This is a genomic window from Oceanobacillus sp. M60 (assembly GCF_053839645.1).
On sequence record NZ_JBSSNH010000001.1, the window covers coordinates 588689 to 611159 of the forward strand.

Annotated in this window: 16 protein-coding genes and 1 pseudogene; 6 read left to right on the top strand and 11 right to left on the bottom strand. The window is 39.2% G+C overall.

Going from position 1 to position 22471, the window contains the following annotated elements; translation table 11 throughout:
- Positions 1 to 31 precede the first annotated feature (31 nt).
- The 4 genes from ACW0TQ_RS02895 to ACW0TQ_RS02910 all read left to right on the top strand — a co-directional run bounded on the left by ACW0TQ_RS02895 (position 32) and on the right by ACW0TQ_RS02910 (position 7373).
- A complete protein-coding gene (locus ACW0TQ_RS02895; RefSeq protein WP_341172462.1) occupies positions 32 to 1969 on the top strand; it encodes a beta-glucoside-specific PTS transporter subunit IIABC in 1938 nt (645 codons plus the stop codon).
- A gap of 70 nt (positions 1970 to 2039) precedes the next feature.
- The gene (locus ACW0TQ_RS02900; protein WP_341172461.1) at positions 2040 to 3494 is read left to right on the top strand and encodes a glycoside hydrolase family 1 protein; all 1455 of its coding nucleotides are present in this window, start codon (positions 2040 to 2042) and stop codon (positions 3492 to 3494) included.
- A gap of 436 nt (positions 3495 to 3930) precedes the next feature.
- Positions 3931 to 5901, top strand: coding sequence for a beta-glucoside-specific PTS transporter subunit IIABC (locus tag ACW0TQ_RS02905; protein WP_341172460.1), 1971 nt, complete (start codon positions 3931 to 3933; stop codon positions 5899 to 5901).
- 35 nt (positions 5902 to 5936) lie between these two features.
- On the top strand, positions 5937 to 7373 hold the full coding sequence (locus tag ACW0TQ_RS02910) for a 6-phospho-beta-glucosidase (protein WP_042531541.1): 1437 nt from the start codon (positions 5937 to 5939) through the stop codon (positions 7371 to 7373).
- Positions 7374 to 7543: 170 nt separating this feature from the next.
- On the opposite strand, the gene ACW0TQ_RS02915 is transcribed toward ACW0TQ_RS02910, so the two are convergent.
- Positions 7544 to 8404, bottom strand: coding sequence for a pyridoxamine kinase (locus ACW0TQ_RS02915; protein ID WP_256705603.1), 861 nt, complete (start codon positions 8402 to 8404; stop codon positions 7544 to 7546).
- A gap of 231 nt (positions 8405 to 8635) precedes the next feature.
- On the opposite strand from ACW0TQ_RS02915, the gene ACW0TQ_RS02920 reads away from it, so the two are divergent.
- The gene (locus tag ACW0TQ_RS02920; RefSeq protein ID WP_193062754.1) at positions 8636 to 9175 is read left to right on the top strand and encodes an ECF transporter S component; all 540 of its coding nucleotides are present in this window, start codon (positions 8636 to 8638) and stop codon (positions 9173 to 9175) included.
- A 109-nt stretch (positions 9176 to 9284) separates the two neighbouring features.
- On the opposite strand, the pseudogene ACW0TQ_RS02925 reads toward ACW0TQ_RS02920, so the two are convergent.
- Positions 9285 to 10102 (bottom strand): annotated as a pseudogene (locus tag ACW0TQ_RS02925) (HAD family hydrolase).
- 127 nt (positions 10103 to 10229) lie between these two features.
- The gene (locus ACW0TQ_RS02930) at positions 10230 to 11564 is read right to left on the bottom strand and encodes a 6-phospho-beta-glucosidase (protein WP_289584727.1); all 1335 of its coding nucleotides are present in this window, start codon (positions 11562 to 11564) and stop codon (positions 10230 to 10232) included.
- Positions 11565 to 11787: 223 nt separating this feature from the next.
- Between ACW0TQ_RS02930 and ACW0TQ_RS02935 the strand changes: the two genes are divergently transcribed.
- Entirely contained in the window at positions 11788 to 12513 is a 726-nt protein-coding gene (locus tag ACW0TQ_RS02935; protein ID WP_042531525.1) for a MurR/RpiR family transcriptional regulator, read from the top strand.
- An 80-nt stretch (positions 12514 to 12593) separates the two neighbouring features.
- On the opposite strand, the gene celB is transcribed toward ACW0TQ_RS02935, so the two are convergent.
- The 8 genes from celB to gntK all read right to left on the bottom strand — a co-directional run bounded on the left by celB (position 12594) and on the right by gntK (position 22312).
- On the bottom strand, positions 12594 to 13958 hold the full coding sequence (celB, locus tag ACW0TQ_RS02940) for a PTS cellobiose transporter subunit IIC (protein WP_193062748.1): 1365 nt from the start codon (positions 13956 to 13958) through the stop codon (positions 12594 to 12596).
- Positions 13959 to 13980: 22 nt separating this feature from the next.
- Positions 13981 to 14484 (bottom strand): hypothetical protein, encoded by a 504-nt coding sequence (locus ACW0TQ_RS02945; protein ID WP_042531521.1) that lies wholly within the window; start codon positions 14482 to 14484, stop codon positions 13981 to 13983.
- 11 nt (positions 14485 to 14495) lie between these two features.
- Positions 14496 to 14819 carry a PTS cellobiose transporter subunit IIA gene (locus ACW0TQ_RS02950; protein ID WP_042531519.1) on the bottom strand — a complete coding sequence of 108 codons (324 nt, stop codon included), beginning with the start codon at positions 14817 to 14819 and terminating at the stop codon, positions 14496 to 14498.
- A 59-nt stretch (positions 14820 to 14878) separates the two neighbouring features.
- Positions 14879 to 15199, bottom strand: a complete 321-nt coding sequence (locus tag ACW0TQ_RS02955; protein ID WP_042531517.1) for a PTS cellobiose transporter subunit IIB — start codon at positions 15197 to 15199, stop codon at positions 14879 to 14881.
- Between the two features lie 261 nt (positions 15200 to 15460).
- Positions 15461 to 17377 carry a BglG family transcription antiterminator gene (locus tag ACW0TQ_RS02960; protein ID WP_256705600.1) on the bottom strand — a complete coding sequence of 639 codons (1917 nt, stop codon included), beginning with the start codon at positions 17375 to 17377 and terminating at the stop codon, positions 15461 to 15463.
- 486 nt (positions 17378 to 17863) lie between these two features.
- Positions 17864 to 19261, bottom strand: coding sequence for a decarboxylating NADP(+)-dependent phosphogluconate dehydrogenase (gnd, locus tag ACW0TQ_RS02965; protein WP_193062744.1), 1398 nt, complete (start codon positions 19259 to 19261; stop codon positions 17864 to 17866).
- A gap of 129 nt (positions 19262 to 19390) precedes the next feature.
- Positions 19391 to 20749, bottom strand: a complete 1359-nt coding sequence (locus ACW0TQ_RS02970) for a gluconate:H+ symporter (RefSeq protein WP_042531511.1) — start codon at positions 20747 to 20749, stop codon at positions 19391 to 19393.
- 12 nt (positions 20750 to 20761) lie between these two features.
- Positions 20762 to 22312, bottom strand: a complete 1551-nt coding sequence (gene gntK, locus ACW0TQ_RS02975) for a gluconokinase (RefSeq protein WP_455725363.1) — start codon at positions 22310 to 22312, stop codon at positions 20762 to 20764.
- Between the last annotated feature and the right edge of the window lie 159 nt (positions 22313 to 22471).

The following is a 22471-nucleotide window of genomic DNA, read 5'->3' on the forward strand; positions in this document are numbered from 1 at the left end:
TTTCACTATAAACCAGAAAGCAGGGAGAGACATGAAGTACGAACAATTAGCTAAAGATATTATTGAAAATGTCGGCGGAAAAGAAAACGTTTACAGTGTTGTGCATTGTATTACCCGGTTACGTTTCAAGCTGAAAGATGAAAGTAAAGCACAAACAGAAGTTTTGAAGAACATGGATGATGTTGTAACCGTTATGAAAAGCGGCGGACAATATCAGGTCGTTATTGGGAATCATGTGCCTGATGTGTATCAGGCAGTAGTGCAGGTTGGCGGCTTCGAAGCACGGGGAGAAGTTGATCCAGATGATGGCAATCAAGAGAAACAAAGCTTATTAAACCGTTTTATTGATTTAATTTCTGGAATATTCACTCCAATACTTGGTGTTTTAGTTGCAACAGGAATGATAAAAGGATTTAATGCCCTGTTTCTTTCTGCAGGCTGGCTGGAGGATACTTCAGGTACTTACCAGCTACTAAACGCAGCAGGCGATTCATTATTTTACTTCCTGCCTATTTTCCTAGGTTATTCAGCCAGTAAAAAGTTTGGTTTAACTCCTTTTATAGGAATGGCAATTGGTGCATCCCTTGTTTATCCAGCATTGTCAGGATTAACAGAGGGAGAACCGCTTTATACACTTTTTACGGGGACCATCTTTGAATCCCCTGTTCATATCACCTTTTTGGGGATACCAGTTATTTTAATGAGTTATGCATCATCCGTTATACCAATTATTATCGCAACTTTCTTTGGCTCTAAAGTAGAAAAAGGTTTAAAAAAGGTTATGCCAAGTGTTGTCAAAGCATTCTTAGTTCCATTTTTCACTATCTTAATTGTCGTACCTATTACTTTTCTCGTAATCGGTCCAATCGCTACCTGGGCAGGCCAAGCATTAGGTGCAGGTATTACTTGGGTTTATGATTTAACACCTCTTGTTGCCGGACTTCTTCTTGCAGGATTTTGGCAAGTGTTCGTTGTATTTGGATTACATTGGGGAATTGTTGCAGTTGGAATCAATAATCTGGCAGTTGCCGGACAAGATCCGCTTCTCGGAATCACATTCGCAGCTTCCTTTGCTCAAATCGGGGCTGTATTGGGAGTATGGATTAAAACAAGAAAACAATCGTTAAAAACGCTTAGTTTCCCAGCGTTTATTTCAGGTATATTTGGGATAACAGAACCAGCTATTTATGGTATTACCCTTCCATTGAAAAAGCCATTTATTATGAGCTGTATTGCTTCTGGTATTGGCGGAGCCATTCTTGGACTTGCCGGTACAAAGATTTATATGATGGGCGGCCTAGGAGTGTTTGGTTATATCAACCGCATTAATCCGGAAGGCATCGATTTTGGATTCTGGGGAGCTGTTATTGCTACTATTGTAGCCTTTGTATTAGGCTTTGTTTTAACCTACCTGTTTGGGGGCGTACGTGCCAACGAAGAAAAAACTCCTGTAACAGATGCTGTAGATCTAGATCAGCCAGAGGACAAATTACCCGAGCCTGGCATGGAATTAAAAAAACAAATGATTGCAAGTCCATTAACTGGAGAAGTAAAAGCATTAGAACAAATTGAAGACACTGCCTTTTCATCTGGAGCGCTCGGTAAAGGGGTAGCTATCGAACCAACTGAAGGAAAACTGATTGCTCCTGTGTCTGGTACAATTTCAGCAATATTTCCAACCAATCACGCGGTAGGAATTACCTCTGATCAGGGCGTAGAAATTTTGATTCATATCGGCATGGATACGGTACAATTAGACGGAAAATATTTTACCGGTCACATTGAACAAGGTGCTAAAGTGGAACAAGGCCAATTATTAATTGAATTTGATATCGAACAAATCAAAGAAGCCGGCTATCCGCTGACAACACCTATTATCATAACAAATACCGAAAATTATGCTCGCGTCTTATCGACGGAAGAAAAAAATATTCAAAGAAAAGATCATTTGATTACTGTAGAAAATTAAAGGTTTACCGAGGAGAGGAAAGTGATTATTCTTCTCCCCTTCTAACAATATTTAAAAGGAGTTTTTTGATATGACGAATACATTTCCAGAAGATTTTTTATGGGGCGGAGCAATCGCTGCCTGCCAAGCAGAAGGTGCATGGAATGAGGGAGGAAAATCATTAACCATTCCAGACATCATGAAATATGAAGTAATCGATAGATCCAAACCTACAAAACAAAAAATAATCAACAGAGAAACCATTGAAGCTGCTAGAAATGACGAAGATCCTACCTATTATCCGAAAAGACGAGGGATTGATTTTTACCGCACGTATAAAGAAGATATCGCATTATTTCATGAGATGGGTTTTAGTGTTTTTCGGCTTTCGATCTCATGGGCCAGAGTTTTCCCTAATGGAGACGACGCTGAGCCGAATGAAGAAGCATTACAATATTATGACCAAGTCATTGAAGAATGCTTAAAATATGGAATAGAGCCTTTAGTTACCATCTCTCATTTCGACATGCCAATCGTATTGATTGATAAATTTGGCGGCTGGTATAACAGGAAATTAGTTGATCTCTATGTAAATTATGCGGAGGTTCTATTCAAACGGTATAAAGGAAAAGTAAAATATTGGATTACGTTTAATGAAATCAATATGAGTATTAAAGCAGGACCAAAAACATTAGGAATACTCAATGAAGGACAAGCGAATTATGAAGAAATGCTGTTCCAGGGGTTACATCATCAGTATGTAGCAGCGGCCCTGTCTACAAAAATAGCGCATGAGATTAATCCCGATAATCAAATCGGCTGTATGGTAGCGTACTTTACAACGTATGCCCATACGTGCGCACCTGAAGATGTTCTGGCTATGCAGGAGGATGACCAGCTTCGAAATCTGATATATTTAGATATTCAGGCAAAAGGATATTATTCTCTTTTCGCTAAAAAATATATGCGAGATAATCATATTAAATTAAAGATGGAAGAAAATGATTTAGAGCTATTAAAAACATATACCGCTGACTTTATTGGTTTCTCTTATTATATGTCCATGGTGTCCAGTGCCAATGCGGAAAATCTTGAATTAACAGCTGCCAATGTGACCAATGTGCTTAAAAACCCTCATTTAGAAGCAAGTGACTGGGGCTGGCAAATCGATCCTAAAGGCTTACGATACACATTAAATCATCTATATGATCGTTATGAAAAACCATTGTTTATTCTTGAAAACGGAATTGGAGCACTTGATAAATTAAATGAGGATGGTACGGTCCATGACGAATACCGGATTGCATATCTCGCGGAACACTTTAAACAGATGCGGGAAGCCATCAACGACGGAGTCGACCTTTTCGGTTACACGATGTGGGGGCCAATCGATATTATCTCATCAGGCACCTCGGAAATGAAAAAACGCTATGGTTTTATTTACGTGGATCAAGACGATTTAGGCAATGGAACAAAGAAAAGATATCGCAAGGATTCGTTTTATTGGTTTAAAGATGTAATTGCGTCAAATGGTGAAGTACTCTAAATGGGGCAGAGAGAAAGCTAAAATGCAAACCTTTAAAGGTGTATCATTGCAAACAAAACATAGATAAGAGAAATTCCGAATAAATTTACGGTGATCTATCTTTCATGTTTGCAATGGTACACATTTAGCTATAGCAATCTATACAGAAAGTACCTGAGATGGATGATGATTTATCAGCTTCTGATTAGGCAAAAATCTTTTACTTGCCAGAGTTTATGAAAACGATTAAAAAATTTATTGACTTCCTATAGCACCCGTGATAAATTATAGGTGTTAATTAACAAAACAATTATATATACAAATTTAGGAATGTTACCTATTTTGGGCATAACCTGAACGGAATGGAAGGATGCAATCTCTTTGCGTCTATTCTAATTCGTTCAGGTTTTTTATTTGCAATCAGTCATTCAAATAAAATTAGAAAGCGGGGAAAAAGATGAAGTACGAGCAGTTAGCTGAAGAGATTATTGAATTAGTCGGCGGCACAGAGAACGTAAATAGCGTAACACACTGTGTGACAAGACTCCGTTTCCGATTAAGGGACTCCCAAAAAGCGGATCGAAAGGCATTAGAGAATCATGAGGATGTCGTCACTGTCCGGGAAAGTTCCGGACAATATCAAGTCGTCATCGGCAACCATGTTCCGGATGTTTACAAAGCAGTCGTTGCTGTAGGCGGGTTCGAAAATGAGAAACAAGAAGATGACAATGAAGCTAAGGATGACGAGAAAAAAGGGTTATTCTCCAGCTTCATCGATATTATTTCGAATATCTTCATCCCAGTTCTTCCTTTACTGATGGCAACAGGTATTATCAAAGGATTTAACTCAATGTTCATCGCGCTGGGCTGGTTAGAAGATACCAGTGGTACGTCGCAAATACTGAATGTGATTGGTGATGGCTTCTTCACATTCTTACCTATATTCTTAGGTTACACAGCCATGAAAAAATTTGGCGGCACACCTTTCCTTGGTATGGCCATTGCTGCTGCGCTTGTTCACCCGAACCTCGCAGGAATCGGAGAAAGCGAACCATTCATGACATTATTCAGCGGGACGATTTTAGAATCACCCGTACAAGTATCCTTTTTAGGAATTCCAATTATCTTAATGAGCTATACCGCTTCCGTGGTACCGATTATTTTATCCACTTACTTTGCGGCGAAAATAGAACGCTGGTTTGCGGCGATTATTCCGCAAGTGGTGAAGTCGTTTATCGTGCCATTCTTAACATTGCTTATCATTGTTCCATTAACATTTATTGTTATTGGTCCTATCGCAACATGGCTGGCACAATCCATTGGATATGCCATCCAAACAGGCTATGAAGCCGTCCCGGTCATTGCCGGTATCGTTGTCGGCGGGTTCTGGCAAGTATTAGTTATTTTCGGTATTCATTGGGGTATTATTCCAATTTATTATAATAACTTAGCTGTGCAAGGGTTTGATATGCTCATCGCGATGACATTTGCTGCTTCCTTCGCACAAATCGGTGCAGTACTTGCTGTCTGGATAAAAACAAAGAATAAAAAACTAAAAAGGCTCAGCTTCCCTGCCTTTATCTCCGGGTTCTTTGGTGTAACAGAGCCTGCGATTTACGGGATTACCCTGCCATTGAAAACACCATTTGTTATGAGCTGTATCGGATCTGCCGCTGGTGGTGCGATTATTGCTATGACAGGTGCAGCGCTTTACAGTGCAGGACCTTTGGGTGTATTTAAAATCCCGACATTTATCCATCCGGAAAACGGGATTGACGGCGGTTTCTGGGGTATGCTGGTATCCATCATTGTAGCATTTATCGTTGCCTTCGTATTAACATACTTCTTCGGACGTATTAATCAAAAAGAAAATACCGAAGCGGTCGTCGGCGATGAAAAAATGCAAGAAGAAGTTCAAGACCAAGCATTGGTTGAAGATGATGTGAAGCAGACCAATCAAGAGATTACCGTCCAAAACGAAAATATTTTAAGCCCTGCAAATGGAGATATCATTCCATTAACGTCCGTTCCTGATGACGTATTCGCTTCCGAAGCAATGGGTAAAGGCGTTGCGGTCCAACCAAGTGAAGGCAGGATGTATGCTCCGGCAAATGGGGTCATTACCACACTCTTTAAAACGAATCACGCTATCGGTATGACCACAGACAATGGCGCAGAAATTCTGATTCATATTGGAATGGATACCGTAGAATTAGATGGAAAATTCTTTGAAGCACGTATGAAGCAAGGGGATACAGTAAAAGCAGGAGATTTGCTGGTTGAATTTGATATCAATCAAATCAAACAGGCTGGATATTCTGTCGTCACCCCTATCGTCATCACGAATACAAAGGCTTATAATGAGCTTGAAATTGTGTCGGGTGATACAATAATGAAAGAAGATGTATTAATTATTACAAAAGTGTAAAAAGAATATTTATAAAAATGCAAGGAGGAATTTTCATGACAAATAACAAACGATTTCCAGAAGGTTTTCTATGGGGCGGCGCTATTGCTGCTAACCAAGTAGAAGGAGCTTATCTTGAAGATGGAAAAGGACTGACAAACGTTGACTTACTCCCTACCGGAGAGAAAAGAAGAGGGATAATGGAAGGCCATATTACCGATCTCAAGCCGAATCCAGAAGATTTCTACCCTAGTCACGAAGCGATTGATTTTTATCACAACTATAAAGAAGATATCGCATTGTTCGCAGAGATGGGCTTCAAATCATTTAGACTCTCTATCTCATGGGCACGTATTTTCCCGAATGGAGATGACGCAGCTCCTAATGAAGCTGGTCTTCAATTTTATGATGATTTGTTTGATGAGTTACGTAAACACAATATTGAACCCGTTGTAACCATCGCACACTTTGATGTACCTGTATCCCTGATTGAACGGTATAACAGCTGGGAAAGCAGAAAACTCGTTGATTTATTTGAAAAATATTCGATTACGATTTTCGAGAGATACAAAGATAAAGTAAAATACTGGATGACATTTAATGAAATCAATATGCTGCTGCACCTTCCATTCATGGGAGCAGGCATCGTCCTTAAAGAAGGAGCTAACCGCGATCAAGTACTTTATCAGGCTGCCCATCACCAGCTTGTAGCAAGCGCCAAAGCGGTAAAAGCATGTCATGAGATTATTCCAGATGCACAAATCGGCTGTATGCTGGCTGCGGGTATGTTCTATCCATATACAAGCAATCCAGATGATGTTTTCAAAGCAATGGAAAAAGACCGTGAATCTTTCTTCTTTATTGATGTACAGTCACGAGGAGAATATCCGGGCTATGCGAAACGTTTCTTTAAAGATCATAACCTGAATATCAAAATGGAACCGGAAGATGAGCAAATCTTAAAAGACAACACTGTGGATTATATTGGATTTAGCTATTATTCCAGCCGGACAACCAGTACCGACCCTGAAGTTCTAAAAAATGCTACAAGCGGCAATGTCTTTGGTTCCGTTTCGAATCCATATGTTTCTAAATCGGAATGGGGCTGGACCATTGATCCAAAAGGCTTCCGCATTACAGCTAACCAGCTGTACGACCGCTATCAAAAGCCATTGTTTGTTGTAGAAAATGGCCTTGGCGCGAAGGATGAAATAAATGCAGATGGCACTATCACCGACGACTATCGCATCGATTATTTGAAAAAACATCTTAACGAAATGGGAGAAGCAATCGAGGATGGCGTGGACATCATCGGTTATACCAGCTGGGGCCCCATTGATATTGTCAGTGCATCCACTGGTGAAATGAAAAAACGCTACGGTTATATTTATGTAGACCGTGACAACGAAGGTAACGGCACATTAAGCCGTAAGAAAAAGAAAAGCTTTGACTGGTATAAAAATGTCATTGCGACCAATGGCGAAGAGCTGTAATAACGATAAAACCCCCGAATGGATTTCGGGGGTTTTTTGCGCTTGAATTTCTTATTTTGCAGGTAAAGCTGAAAAAGGAATCGTTATCTTTGCCTGAATTTATCACAGACAGCATCACCAGTGATCCTGCCGCTTTTTTAAATAAAGTAGGCAAATGAAGAAGAAATACCTTACGTATTTTTTTCAATCAACATCCCCAAATATTTTTCAAAATTGATCCCTTCTATTTCAGGAACCTTTTCTTTCGATGAATCCTGGATAGCTTCTTTGAGGAATGCGACAGCAAGCTGTACAGCATTTTCCAGGCTATCTTCACGCATGATGCTCCCCATCATGACGGAAGCAAATAAATCGCCAGTACCTGAATAGCTTTTCCCGTTATACTCCATCTCATGGTAAAACGTTTTATTCTTATCTAAATACAAGTTACCGATAAACTGCTCTTTTGAATCAATTGACGGAGGATTCACGCCAGTAATAATGACTTCAGCACCCGTTGCTTGCTGCAGGTTATTTCCTGCTTCCTTCAACGCTTGTATATAATCCTTGCCATTTGAATAGCTATGTAACTTCTCATAAGATAATCCAGACAATAAACAGCATTCTGTCACATTTGGTGTAATCACATCTGCATGTCTCACTAATTCTTTCATTTCCTCCAATAATCCCCCGGTAAAAATCTTATAGACTTCTCCATCATCCCCCATGACCGGATCTACCAGCAACCTTGTTTCTTTCGTATAAAACGTATCTAAAAAATGAAAAATATTTTTAATTTGCTCTCCGCCAGTTACAAATCCAGTAAATATCCCATCAAATGTTTCCCCGAGCTTGTCCCATTCCTCTGTAAAATAGTTCATTCTAGAAGTGAAATCTTCCCAAAAATAACTCGGATAAGCCGTTTGTGCAGATAAAACTGCTGTTGGCAAAGGGCAGGCTTGAACACCCATGACGGAAAGAACAGGGATTGCAGCAGTTAAAGAGCATTTCCCAAAGGATGATAAATCTTGAAGCACAGCAACTTTTTTCATATGAACCTCCTTGAACGAACTGAAACTTTTTCTATTTTATCATTTGAAGATTGGCTTGTCATTAAAGGTAATAGGCGATATTGACGGGAACGGATCGTTTATTTCAGATTACATGATCGTTTTCAGCTCATCGTTTAACTGACCCTGTTATTTTTTCATGAATTGACACTTAAAGATAGGTCAATATTCTGCTAAAGTAATAAAAATAATTCAAGTAAGGAAGGTTTAAATATGGAGAATACACCAGCTTATTTAATGACACGTAAAAAAACACAAGACTTAATCATTACTTCTATGCTAATCGCACTCATTTTTATTTCTACCGCATTCCTAAATTTCAGACTGCCGATTGCTGCAAATGGAGGGCTAGTACATATGGGTACAGCTATGCTTTTTATTGCCTCTATTTTATTCGGACCAAAAAAAGGTGCCTTGGCCGGAGCAATCGGAATGGGATTATTTGATATGATCGGGGGCTGGCTATTGTGGACTCCTATAACAATTATAGCGCGCGGGCTGCAAGGTTACATCGTTGGTAAAATTGCCTGGTTTCAAGGCCGCAAAGGAAATAGCATCGCTTTAAACATGACAGCGACAATTGTTTCTGTTCCATTTATGATTGCTATTTATTACATTGGTGAGTCCATTCTATACGGAAACTGGATTACACCACTGGCTTCTATACCTGGGGATATCGTCCAAAGTGTCCTGGGCATTCTGATAGCTATCCCAATTTGCGTTGCTTTAAAGAAGGTCTATTATTTTAAATAAATCAAAGAGGCTGTTGCACAATCGGTTACCTGATCGTACAGCAGCCCCTTTTCCCTTCTCATCTATTTATATAATTGTAGTCCAGCCTAACCCAGCCTTTAAATGTCCTCTACTCTGTAACCTTTGTACTTTCCTGCAAAGCTAATAATTGAATAATTGTTCTCATCACGGCATCCTCTTCATTAGAACGCGTGATAAAATTGGCAGTATCTTTTAATTCTTGTACTGCATTTTGGACGGCGAAACTATATACTGCCCTGTTCATCAATTCTATATCATTATAACCATCACCGAAGGCAAGCGTTTCTTCCGGAGAAACATTTAACATCCGCTGCAGCTGTTCGACAGTCGTTCCTTTATGAACATTTGCATCTGCAATATCAATCCAGGCTGCTTCGGAAGCCACAATATAAGCTGATTCAAAAAAAGGTGCTAATTTTTCTCTTGTTTCAAAACAATTCAAGGAAGGGTCATGAATCGTTATCTTAACAAAATCATCCGTTATTTCCTTAAAATCAGCAACCTGCCTGACCTGCGCATAGGACCCTCTGACAATTGCTGCTTCTTCCTGTGAAATGTCCTGTTTAACGACTGCTGCCTCTTTTGTGCATGCAATAATCGTATGCTCCAGACTTATTTCCTCAAGCAGCTGGATAATTTCCAACCCTAATTTATTGCCCAGCAATGATTCATAAACAAATTCGCCATTGTGCTTAATTCGTGTGGCACTATCTCCTAAAATCCATAAATCATTTACATCATCACCAAACAGTTCCTCGACACGCTCGCATTGTTTGCCCGTAACAGGAGCAAAAAAACGTCTTTTTCACGCATTATCTTTTTTACATCATTGTACAAATTTCTATTAAAATCACCGCGGTTATTTAAGAACGTTCCATCCATATCCGTCAGTACTAATTTAATCATGTGAATATCCCCTTACTTTACGCAACTATTACAACGTGGCGGAGATTTGTTTTTATCCATTCATGCAAGAAAAAGTGCAGCATTTTGCTCTGCACTTTTTCTCACCTTTCAAATCCTGGCACCTGTATTAATTCACGCTTACTTCTTCTTGGAAAAATTGAGGAAGATGTGCTTTATGCGCCTCCATCATCTCATCAATAATTTCTTTCGCAATCTTATCACTTGGCGTTAACGGATTAATTGTTAAAGCAAGTACCGCTTTATTATAATCCCCTGTCACAGCTGCCTCTGCTGAAATACGCTCAAAGGACTTAATTTGCTGTACAAGTCCGCGGGCAGCAACAGGAAGATCTCCAACTGCCAATGGAACAGGACCGTCTTTTGTAATCACACAGCTGACTTCAACCGCTGATTCAGCAGGGATACTCGCAATGGCACCACGGTTCATTGTGTTTACTGGTTGAATATCACGTTTGTCATTGTAGATAGATGTAATCAACCGAACTGCTGCATCCGAATAATATGCTCCGCCTCGCTCTTCTAATTGAGGTGGTTTGATACTAAGGTTTTCATCTTTATAAAGTTCAAATAAATCTTTTTCCAATGCCTGAACAACCTCAGCACGTGTCCCCTCTGTCTTAGAGCTTTCGATCGCTTTATCTAACATTTCTTTCGATTTATAATAATACATATGATATGGGCATGTTAAGGCATCTAACGCTTGAATAAATTCAGGCTCCCAGCCCATGCCATCAATATTTTTAACAAAGCTGGAGTTTTCCGGATCAGATAATTTTTCAATTACCTCTTTCTTCACACTCACTCCATCCAGATAAACTTCTAACCCATATACCATATGATTCAGTCCTGCAAAATCAATCCGAATTCGTGAATGATCGACATCTAATAATTTAGCGACCCCCATCTCCATACCAATTGGCACATTACATAGACCGACTACTCTATCAATATTGGAGTAGCGTAATACAGCTTCGGTAACCATGCCGGCCGGGTTCGTAAAGTTGATCAGCCATGCATTCGGGCAAAGCTCTTCCATATCTTTTGTGATTCCCAAAATCACTGGAATTGTACGTAACCCTTTAAACAGTCCGCCAGCTCCATTTGTTTCCTGACCAAGTACACCATACTTCACTGGAATGCGCTCATCCTTAGCACGTGCATCTAAACCGCCGACACGAAATTGAGTTGTTACAAAATCAGCATCCTTGAGAGCCTCTCTGCGGTCCAATGTTAAATGTACATCGATTGGAAGACCAGCCTCTTTGATCATTCGTTTTGCAAGGTTTCCGACAATCTCCAGCTTTTCTTTTCCTGTTTCCACATCAACCAACCACAGTTCACTTAATGGAAATTCATCATACCGTTTAATAAATCCTTCTACTAATTCCGGAGTATAACTTGATCCGCCACCAATTGTTGCAATTTTTATACCTTTTGCCATCCTTTACACCTCCAAAAATTTTAAAAAACATTTCAATCTATTTAACTCTATTAAAGAAGAAACTGAACTTATATATTAATTGTACCAATATTTAATCAGATATAAATAGAAAGGAAGCATTTCGTTTTTAATAACAAGAGAAGTCATTTGTTACAAGGATGTAACAACCTGTGTTATACTTGTTTATAGAGTTAATTTCTTATTAAAAGGAGAAGTGTGCATCATGTTTACACACGAGATGATTGCTTCATTCAATGAGTTAGAGACTTCTTTGTATAACTATATCAGTAAAAATAGTGAAAAGGTTGCTTATATGCGCATTCGCGAGCTTGCTGATGAAACCCATGTATCCACAGCTACTATCCTGCGCTTTTGCAGAAAAATAAATTGTGAAGGTTTTTCCGAATTTAAAGTAAAGCTGAAAATGTATCTGGAAGAAAATAAAAAGACAATTTTAAAGGATACACAGCATGCTGTAACAGAATTTTTTGATCGGACACTGAAGGGCGATATCGAAGAAGACATTAAAGAAGCTGCTAAGCTGGTAAGTAAAGCAGATAGTGTTATTTTCATTGGAATAGGCACCTCAGGGATCCTGGCCGAATATGGGTCAAGGTATTTTTCAAGCTTAGGTAAATTTTCGATGTATATTAAAGACCCGCTTTTCCCGGTCCATTCCAGTCTGCGATATAATAGCACTGTCATTGCTCTATCTGTCTCTGGAGAAACAAATTTTGCAGTTACGCATCTTAATCAAATGAAACAAGAAGGAAGTAAAATTATTAGCATTACCAACAACAAACACTCCACGGTTGCTAAAATATCAGATATCAATATCCCTTACTATGTAACGGAAGAGTGGTTTGAGAACGCAAATATTACCACACAGGTACCTGTGCTTTATATTTTGGAATCAATGGCACATGAGACATATAAGCTGAATGGCTAATGCAGGATAAACTTGAAAGGCGTAGTCGATAACGACAACGCCTTCACAATATTTCTTGTTAAATTATTTCTTGTGCTAAATTAAATCAACGCATCTTCCCCTTTTTCCTGATCAACTAATTTCTTATCATACATTTTAATGAATGGAAGCCAGATCAGAAATGCTACAAAAGCACAAAGCACGGAAACAATTGCCGCCATATAACTTCCGCCTGTACTAATAAATCCGCTGATACCAACTGGAGTAGGCCAAGGCATCATAGCGATAATCGATTCAACAAACCCTAATTTAATTGCCCAATAACCGATGGAAGCTGATACCATTGGAGCTAAGAAGAACGGAATAGCTAAGAATGGATTATAAACTATCGGTAATCCAAATATTAATGGTTCGTTGATATTAAAAATCCCCGGTGCAAGTGCCGCTTTACCTAAAACACTCAATTGCTTCGATTTTGCCATAAATGCAATAAATATACATAAACCTAATGTTGCTCCAGATCCGCCAATCGTTACAAACGCATTATTAAATTCCCCTGCCAGCGGAATGTTCGCACCATCGATATTAGATTGAATATTGGAAAGAAAGATTGGTGTCAAGAATCCAAATACAATGGTTGCTCCATGGATACCTACAATCCAAAGCGCATGCACAACAAAGTAAATAACCAGTATACCTAACCAGCTGTTTGTAATATTCACTACAAATCCAAACGGAATTGCTACTAATTTAAATATATCCGTGCCTAATGCAATTAAAATACCATTGACCACCAATACAGCAAAGGCAACTAAAAACGCCGGAATCAATGCAGTGAACGATCTGGATACACCCTCTGGTACCGCTTCAGGCATTTTGATAACCCAATTTTTCTTCACACAGAGCCGGTATATTTGCACAGCTAAGACAGACATCAGAATTGCTGTGAATATTCCTGTCGCCCCTAGACGGCTGACACCGTCTTCAACCATTTGCCATCCATGAACTGTTGTATTATTTTCATCAATCTGATGCACGAGAGACATCATGCCATTTTCTAATACGATTTCCGGAATAGTGATGAAAAAGGCAAACATAGATAGTAAAGCTCCGTTTAAAGGACTTAGATTAAGCTCTTCCTCCTCGGCATAAATTTTTGTATATTCGTAACCGATAACAAGACCGAAATAGATTGCTAATATTCCCATCGTTGCTTTATTCGCTAACATATATAAATCACTGATTCTAAAAAATGTATTATCGAAAAAGCCTTGTAAAAATGTAAGTGTCTGCGGCAATACGTTTAACACTAAAAACATCGAACCTACAATTACAAACGGAATCGAAGCCATCCCTGCAGCCATAATGGCACGTACAATACGAAAAGATGCAACTTTCCCCATGGGACCCATCAAATATTTTTCCAAAAAAGCAAATACTTTATTTTCTCCGTTTTCTGAAGCCATCGTACTCCCTCATTTCTTTTTATTAATTGACAGCCCTTTCAAAACTTTTAATTCGTTCATAATGCTTGTCTTCATTATGTTTAATCTTGTTTAAACGATAGAGAATCAACGTACTCAGTAATACACCGGCAATCAAAATACTTAAAACCAATATTTTAGATTTCTCTTCCGCTACAAGAAAGGGGAATAATTGATTGAATGATGAAGTAAAGCATGCCGGTACAATTAAAAGCATATTTGTAACAAGTAAAATGGTAAAGCAATACTTTGTATATTTGACAATATTAGAATGATGACCATATATTTTCACTTGCTCGATGGTACTGATAACCAATACAACCATTAATATCAACGGGATAAAATACAGTGATGAATCACTCATCAACAATGACATGAACCAGTATAAATTAGTAAAAAAGAATAATGCGGAAACATATCTAACTAATAAATACCGATTAAAGTACATCGATTTAATACTTAGCTTTTTCCTATTTAGTTCGATTTGTGCCCTCGCATCGTTTTTCATATTCAAACCCCTCATTTATCTTTGTCGAGTTTTTCATATAGATATAACATTTCTAACGCAACTTCTCTTAATGTCATCGTAGTCATTAAATGATCCTGTGCATGAACCATAATAATTTCCATATTGATTGTTTCTCCGGATGAATACTGCTGCAATAACGCCGTTTGGGACTGGTGCGCTAATAATACTTCTTCATTTGCTTCATCCAGCTTGTCTGCAGCATTTTTAAATTCGTTATTTCGCATCATTGCAAAGGCTTCATGTATCATGGTTCTCGATGACCCGCTGTGCAAAATGATTTCAAAGGCTACGCTCTGTATTTGTTCCTGATTCATTGAATATCCCCCTTTATAGTTGATATAAAGCAATATAAATATTTATTAATAACGAATGATTATTCCGGCAGCTCCTGCAAAATTAAATTACCTAATTTTTCTATCCCCATTGGAATCGGAACATACGCTTGAGGCGGAATATTTACCACTGGTTTACCAACGCGATCGCCAGCCTTTTTCAGATTTTGATAATACATTTTTGTTTGTGGACTCACTAAGAATAAATCAAAATCACTATTCTCTATTTTCTTCCCGCCCTCTGTCGCTGAAACAGCATCCACTTCAATATCATGCTCTTTTCCTTTTAGATATTCTGTTGCTTTTTTTGCTAATAAAGAAGATGACATACCACCTGCACAAATAATTAACGCTTTTTTCATTTTACATTCCTCCATGAAATTCTATTTTTTAGCACCTTGCTCTATTTCTATCGTCAGGAAATTCATAAAGGACTTAAACAGCAATCTCATGCCTTTCATCTAGCTTTTACCTTTATAAATTTCTTACTTAAATTATAATATGTAAGCGCATTCAATTACAGAGACTCTTTTTCCGCTGGTACAGGAAATAACTAACACCAAGTTTTGAATAGCACGAAAACACCCCGGACAGTGTTTACCCCGGGGTGTTCTAGTGCTACTCTATTTGATTATCTCAATTAATTGTTCATACGTCTTACATTGCACTATTTCTCTCACCATATTTTTATCGTCCAACAGTTCCATTAATCCCTCATACATTTGTTTTAAATCATTTTTTATATCTTTGCTGATATTTAATTGGACAATTAATTGCACATACTTATCTCCCCATTGAATCGGTTTTTGAAGTGTAACAATTGACCAGAATGTATCCTCCGTCTGCGGTTCAATCGGATGAGGAATGGCAACCATATTGCCAAAACTCGTTGGAGAAAAGCTCTCCCGTTGAAGCACCGATTCCAAATAGTGCGCATCCACTTCTCCATCAGATTCCAGTGCTTCACAGATAAAGCGTAAAACCTCTTCTTTCTCAGCAAAGCCCTTTTGTAGATACGTATATTTTTCCCGCAGATACGTATTGGAAATAACATCTCCCTGAATTACAAAATGATTGATTTTATTTAAATCTGTTTCTCCTAAAATCGTGCTTATATGAATAACAGGGACTGGCATCTTTTTCTCAATCGGAATCGTGCTGATAATAAAATCAATGTTATCAAACGAATGCTGGGATAAATTATAGTATTCGGTTGTACCCATAATATTTAACTGATTCCCAAACTCATTTTGCAGTTTATACATTAAAAGCTGAGCACTGCCCAGGCCAGATGCACAGACAATTAAGCAGCCCGGTACGTCTTCTTTATTCTTCTTTTTTCTTTCCTGCGCTACCTCAATATGAAGCGCCAGGTAACCAACTTCATTCTCATCTATTGCAATGCCCATTCTTTCTTGTACGGCTTGCGCTCCAATTAATGCTGCATCAAAAGATAATCGGTACTTCGATTTGATTTCTTCCAGCATTGGATTTCGAATATTCATCTTGAATTTATATCGGCTTATTGCTGGTTTTAAGTGCAGACTCATCGCCAACAGCAGTTCTTTGTCATCAGCTAAATGAAATCCAAATTCTGCATCAATCCGTTTCAGCATTTCTTTGACCATTTCTTGAATCTCATCATCAATAACAGAAATAACCTCTGTATGATGAATCGAAGAATCGGTAATCTTTGTTCCTTGCAAATGAATCGCCAGGTATGCAATCTCGTGTTCAGTAAAGGAAATATACAGTTTTTCCTGAATAGCATTTGCAATTTCTTGAGCAACTAAAAAAACCTTTGATGTCTCTATTTCTTGAAAATGAGGATGAATCATTTGAACAGAATGACTCTCACGAATCCGCTTACAAGCAATTGCAATATGTGTGATTAGATTTTGCAGGCTAATATCTGAAATAATAATATGATGCTTTCTCAGATTAAACAATACACTGTTTTTAATCATCTCTAACTCTTCTTCAGGTAAAATACCTAACCAGTCAGCCATATTGTCTTTTAAGACAGATTGTTGATTAAACAAATACTCAGAGATGCAGTATCTGATCTGCGTTTCATCGCCTATAATTTTAATCCCATGATACGGCTTATGCTCCAAAGCCAGCTTATACTCTTTCAGTATAGCACGGATATATTTTAAATCATGCTGCAGGGTAGAGCGGCTTATAAACAACTGCTCTGCTAAGTCATCTATTTTAATATAATCGGAGGTCATCAGCAGTTTCTCCATCAGATATTTGACACGATCTGGATGATTTGAGGGAACATCATCTTTTTTGTAATTTGTTTGCTCCTGAATGAATTCATAGAATAAGCGTTCATTCCGAATGGTAAGCTGATAGCCTTTCCCTTTTAAAGATACGATATGTGTCCCGTACGGCTTTAAAAGTTCATTTAATACTTTGATATCATTACGTATCGTTTTAGAACTGACCTGTAATAAGGACGCTATATCCGAACTGGTTAAAGGTTCCTGTGCTAATCGCAGCGCCTCAAGTATCTTTTGTAATCGTGTATTCACGTAATCACTTCCTAGTTAGCACAATATTGAATCTGTCATCCTAAAATTTCTGTATATAACGGCTGCCAATAGAGTTTGTGACTATAGTAACAAGTTTATTATATCATACCTTTCTATGGGTCATCTATATTCAAATAATTGCAGCTTAATTAGCAAGCTGACTTTCTCTTCCGTTCATGATTCCTTTTTGCTGTACCTGAAAAGCACCGATTTTCACGGATACGCAAAAAAGTATTGCAGCGCATTTCGATTACGCTGCAATACTTTATTAAAATGTCTCTCTTTTAATAGTTTGTCATATACTGCTCCCGCCCCCGCGGATGAATCGCAGTACGGAACAAAAATGCAGACTGCTGTTCAATAAAAGGAATATCGATACAGAGATTTTTTACCGTGTCTGCTTCAGAATTTAAAAATACATTAGAGAAAAAGAAGTTGGTCAGGAACGCTTAGAATAAAACGAAACGCTTCTGCCTAAAGCCTAGCTTACCACTCCGTATGAAAATAACCTGCTTTATCCACACGCTGATACGTATGCGCTCCAAAATAATCGCGTTGTGCCTGAATCAGGTTGGCGCCGCTTTTGGCAGAACGGTAGCCATCATAATATACCAGCGAAGCATTAAAGCACGGTAATGCTAATCCAGTTTCCATTCCTTTGATAACCACTTTTCGCATCGATGCCTGATAGTTATTCAAAACTGTTTTGAAATATGGAGACAGGAGAAGGTTGGATAATTCTTTGTCTTCCTTAAATGCTTTACTGATTTCATTTAAAATACCGGCACGGATAATGCAGCCGCCGCGGAAAATCAGCGCAATTTCATCCAGCTGCAAATCCCAGTTATACTGCTCTGATGCCTGCTTATATTGATAGAATCCTTGCGCATAGGTAATGATTTTCCCCATAAACAGTGCTTGTCGGACCAGCTCGACCCATTGATCCTTGTCAGCTGCATCTGCTAATTGGTTTGGCCCTGCTAATTCCTGCTCTGCCATCATGCGCTCTTCCTTCACATTGGACAGGAAACGCATAAATACAGATTCCGTAATAATAGATAAAGGTACTCCCGTATCCAGCGCATTTTGACTTGTCCATTTGCCGGTTCCTTTTTGTCCTGATTGATCTAAAATAACATCAACCAGCGGCTTTTTGGTTTCTTCATCCACGTGTGTCAAAATATCAGCTGTGATTTCCATCAGATAGCTTTCCAATTCGCCTTTGTTCCACTCTGCAAAAATAGCGGCAATTTCATCGACATTGAGCCCTAACCTTTCCCGCAGGAATTGATAGGCTTCCGTAATCAGCTGCATATCAGCATACTCGATACCGTTATGCACCATTTTGACGTAATGACCGGATCCTTCTTTGCCAAGATACGAACAGCACGGCTTGCCATCCACCTGTGCCGCAATTTTTTCCAGGATAGGAGCGACGTGCTGATAGGCTTCTTTATCTCCGCTTGGCATTAATGAAGGACCATTTAATGCGCCTTCTTCACCTCCGGAAACACCCACACCGATAAAATGAAAACCTTTTTCCTTTAAGTAACCGTATCTGCGGTTAGAGTCCTGAAAATTAGAGTTTCCTCCGTCCATGATAATATCGCCCTGTTCCAGCAAAGGCAGAAGACTATTGATAACGGAGTCTACAACAGCTCCAGCTGTTACCATCAAAAAGATTTTTCTTGGTTTTTCCAGCGAATGGATAAACTGCGTCAGCTCATAATACGCTGTTGTATTCTCATGCGGATGCTTTTCTTGAAATGCTTCCGTCAAATCAGGTGTATAATTATAGACTGCGACCTTTTCACCCTTATTCGCCATATTCAAAGCAAGATTCGCTCCCATGACTCCCAGTCCAAAAACGCCAATTGAATTCATTTTTTCATTCCATTCCTTTCGACAGGTGTTCAAGCGCTTTATAAAATCAAGAGAGCCCGAACACCTTTCACACAAATATTTCAGTCGAAGCTTAAGACAGAATTCCTGTACTGTCAGCTTGCCCGAGTTTTAAATAACTAAGCTTATTAAAAGCGTAAATACAAGTCCGGATACAGAGATAATCGTTTCCAGCAACGTCCAAGTTGCAAATGTTTCTTTCATCGATAAATTGAAGTATTCCTTAAAAATCCAAAATCCGGTATCGTTTACATGGGAGGCAATCAAACTTCCTGCGCCCGTAGCTAACACCATCAGCGCCAGATTCACATCGGTTCCTTCAATCAACGGAATCACCATTCCAGCAGTTGTTAAAGCTGCCACGGTTGCCGAACCTAAGGAAACCCTTAAAATAGCAGCAATCAGCCACGCAAGCAGAATTGGCGACATATTTGAACCAGAGAAGATATTTGCTACAGCATCACCGACACCGCCGTCAATCAATACTTGTTTTAACGCACCGCCGCCTGCAGTAACTAAAAGAACAATACTAATTCCGCGAACGGATTCCTCTGCTGAACTCATCAATGTTTTCATCGGAATCTTACGTGCAATCCCCATCGTGTAAATCGCAAATAACAGGGAAAGAAGGAGAGCCATTGTCGGGTCTCCAATGACGCGTGCGATTTCAAAAAACAAATTATCTGCAAGTCCGGCAATTTCCTGAACCAGCTGTACAATCGTTGTAACCGCCATCAATATGACTGGAGAAAGTGCAGTCAAGGCACTAATACCAAATCCAGGTGTTTCTTCTTCTTCAAATGTTTTTGTCGTTCCAAGTGATCCAATATTGCCGATTCGTGAAAAAGCATCCGGCACCAATTTCTGAGCTACTTTCGTAAATAACGGTCCGGCGATAATCACCGTCGGAATAGCAATCACAATACCGATAAGCAGCACCATGCCGATATTTGCTTCATACTGCTGTGCAATTACTGTCGGGCCCGGGTGAGGAGGCAGGAATCCATGTGTGACGGATAATGCAGCCGTCATCGGCACACCCAGATATAATAAAGGCAATTTAACTTCTTTAGCAATCTGATACACAATCGGAATTAATAAAACAAGTCCTACTTCAAAGAACAATGCGATACCAATGATAAAAGAAGCAACAACAACAGCCCATTGAATTCGTTTTTTACCAAATACATTAATTAATGTTAAAGCGATACGATGGGCACCGCCGGCATCAGCCAGTAACTTCCCTAGCATTGCACCGAAAACAAAGATAAGCGCAATGTCGCCAAGTGTGCCTCCAAGTCCTCCTTGGACCGTTTCAACAATTTCACCTGGAGACATGCCCAGTGCCAATGCCGTTAGTAAAGAAACAACAATCAATGCAATAAACGTATTTAAGTTCCACTTCATGATTAGCAGCAATAGTGTCACTACTGCCAGCGCAACAATAATAAGCGGATAAATATTTTCCATTATTCTCAGCTCCTATTCTTCATTCTGTTTATTTTCCAGTGATTTCTTTTCCTGATAAGCCGCAATCTGTTCGTATTCCTGTTCAAGCGAACGGGAAATATTGATAAAAATCGGCATTAATTCCTGATACGTTGAAACATGATCCGGGTTCGGTTCATGCTCATGTGTAAAACCAATCAACTCTTCTACTACATCGAAGGAATCAATTTTCCCTTCTGCATACAATCCCAGTAAGCAAGCTCCCAAGCAGGAGGACTCATAGCTTTTCGGAACGATGACATTCTGGTCAAAGATATCAGCCATCATTTGCCGCCACAATTCTGATTTTGAAAAACCGCCCGTTGCTTTAATCGATTTCACCGGCACATCCATTACTTCCACTAATGCCAGAAAAACAGAGTATAAGTTAAAAATAACGCCTTCTAACGCAGCACGTACCATATGCTCTTTTTTATGATTCAATGTTAAACCGATAAAGGAACCGCGGACATTCGCATTCCAAAGCGGTGCACGCTCTCCAGCCAAAAACGGGTGGAATAACAATCCGTTTGATCCGGGCTCCACCTGCTTTGCGATAGCAGTTAATACTTCATACGCATCAATGTTTAATCGTTTTGCTGTTTCGACTTCACTTGCAGCAAGCTCATCACGAATCCAGCGCAACACCATGCCGCCATTATTTACCGGCCCGCCGATGACCCAATGATCCTCCGTTAATGCATAGCAAAAAATTCGGCCTTTTTGATCGGTGCGCGGTTTAGGAATAACGGTGCGGATAGCCCCGCTCGTGCCGATGGTAATCGCCACATCTCCTTCTTTTATCGCATTTACGCCAATATTGGACAGCACCCCATCACTTGCTCCAATAATAAATTTCGTGTCTGGTGCAATGCCTAAATCCTCCGCAATCTCCGAATGACAGTTTGTAAAGCTTTCTGTTGTAGGAACAAGTCTTGGGAGTTTATCCGCTGAAATACCAGCCATTTCAAGAGCTCCTTTATCCCAAGCAAGCTCCTCCAAATTCATCATCCCCGTAGCGGAACCAAGAGAATAATCCATCACATAGTCGCCGAAGAATTGATAGAAAATATATTCTTTGATGCCGATGTATTTCTTTGTCTTTTCAGCTGTTTCTGGCTCCTCCTGCTCCAGCCATGTAATTTTGCTAAGCGGAGACATTGGGTGGATGGGGGTTCCCGTTCGCAGGTAAACATCATGGCCGTTCCATTCATTTTTAATTTTCGTTGCCCAATGCGAGCTGCGGTTATCTGCCCAAGTAATGCATGGTGTAATGGCTTTATTATCTTCATCCATTGCAATTAGACTGTGCATTGCGCTGCTGAAAGAAATAAAGGAAAGGTCTTTTTTATCTATCTCTGATTCCTTTACTGTTTCTCGGATAACATGAAGCACCGCCTGATAAATATCGTCCGGATTTTGCTCAGCTGTACGTACATCCGGCGTATGCAAATCATATCCCTGATTACTCTGCGCGATAATTTCACCTGTTTCCCGGTAAAGAACGGCTTTTGTACTTGTTGTGCCAATGTCGACTCCGAGCATAAATTTATGTTGATTCACATTCATCCCTCACTATCTTTTATTAGAAACTGTGTATTGTTATGACATATCCTTCTGCCATTTATTTAATCCATTCACCCTTTTTATATCACTGAAATAAAGGGCTTACAAAACATATAATTTGTTAGTTCGAATACTTGT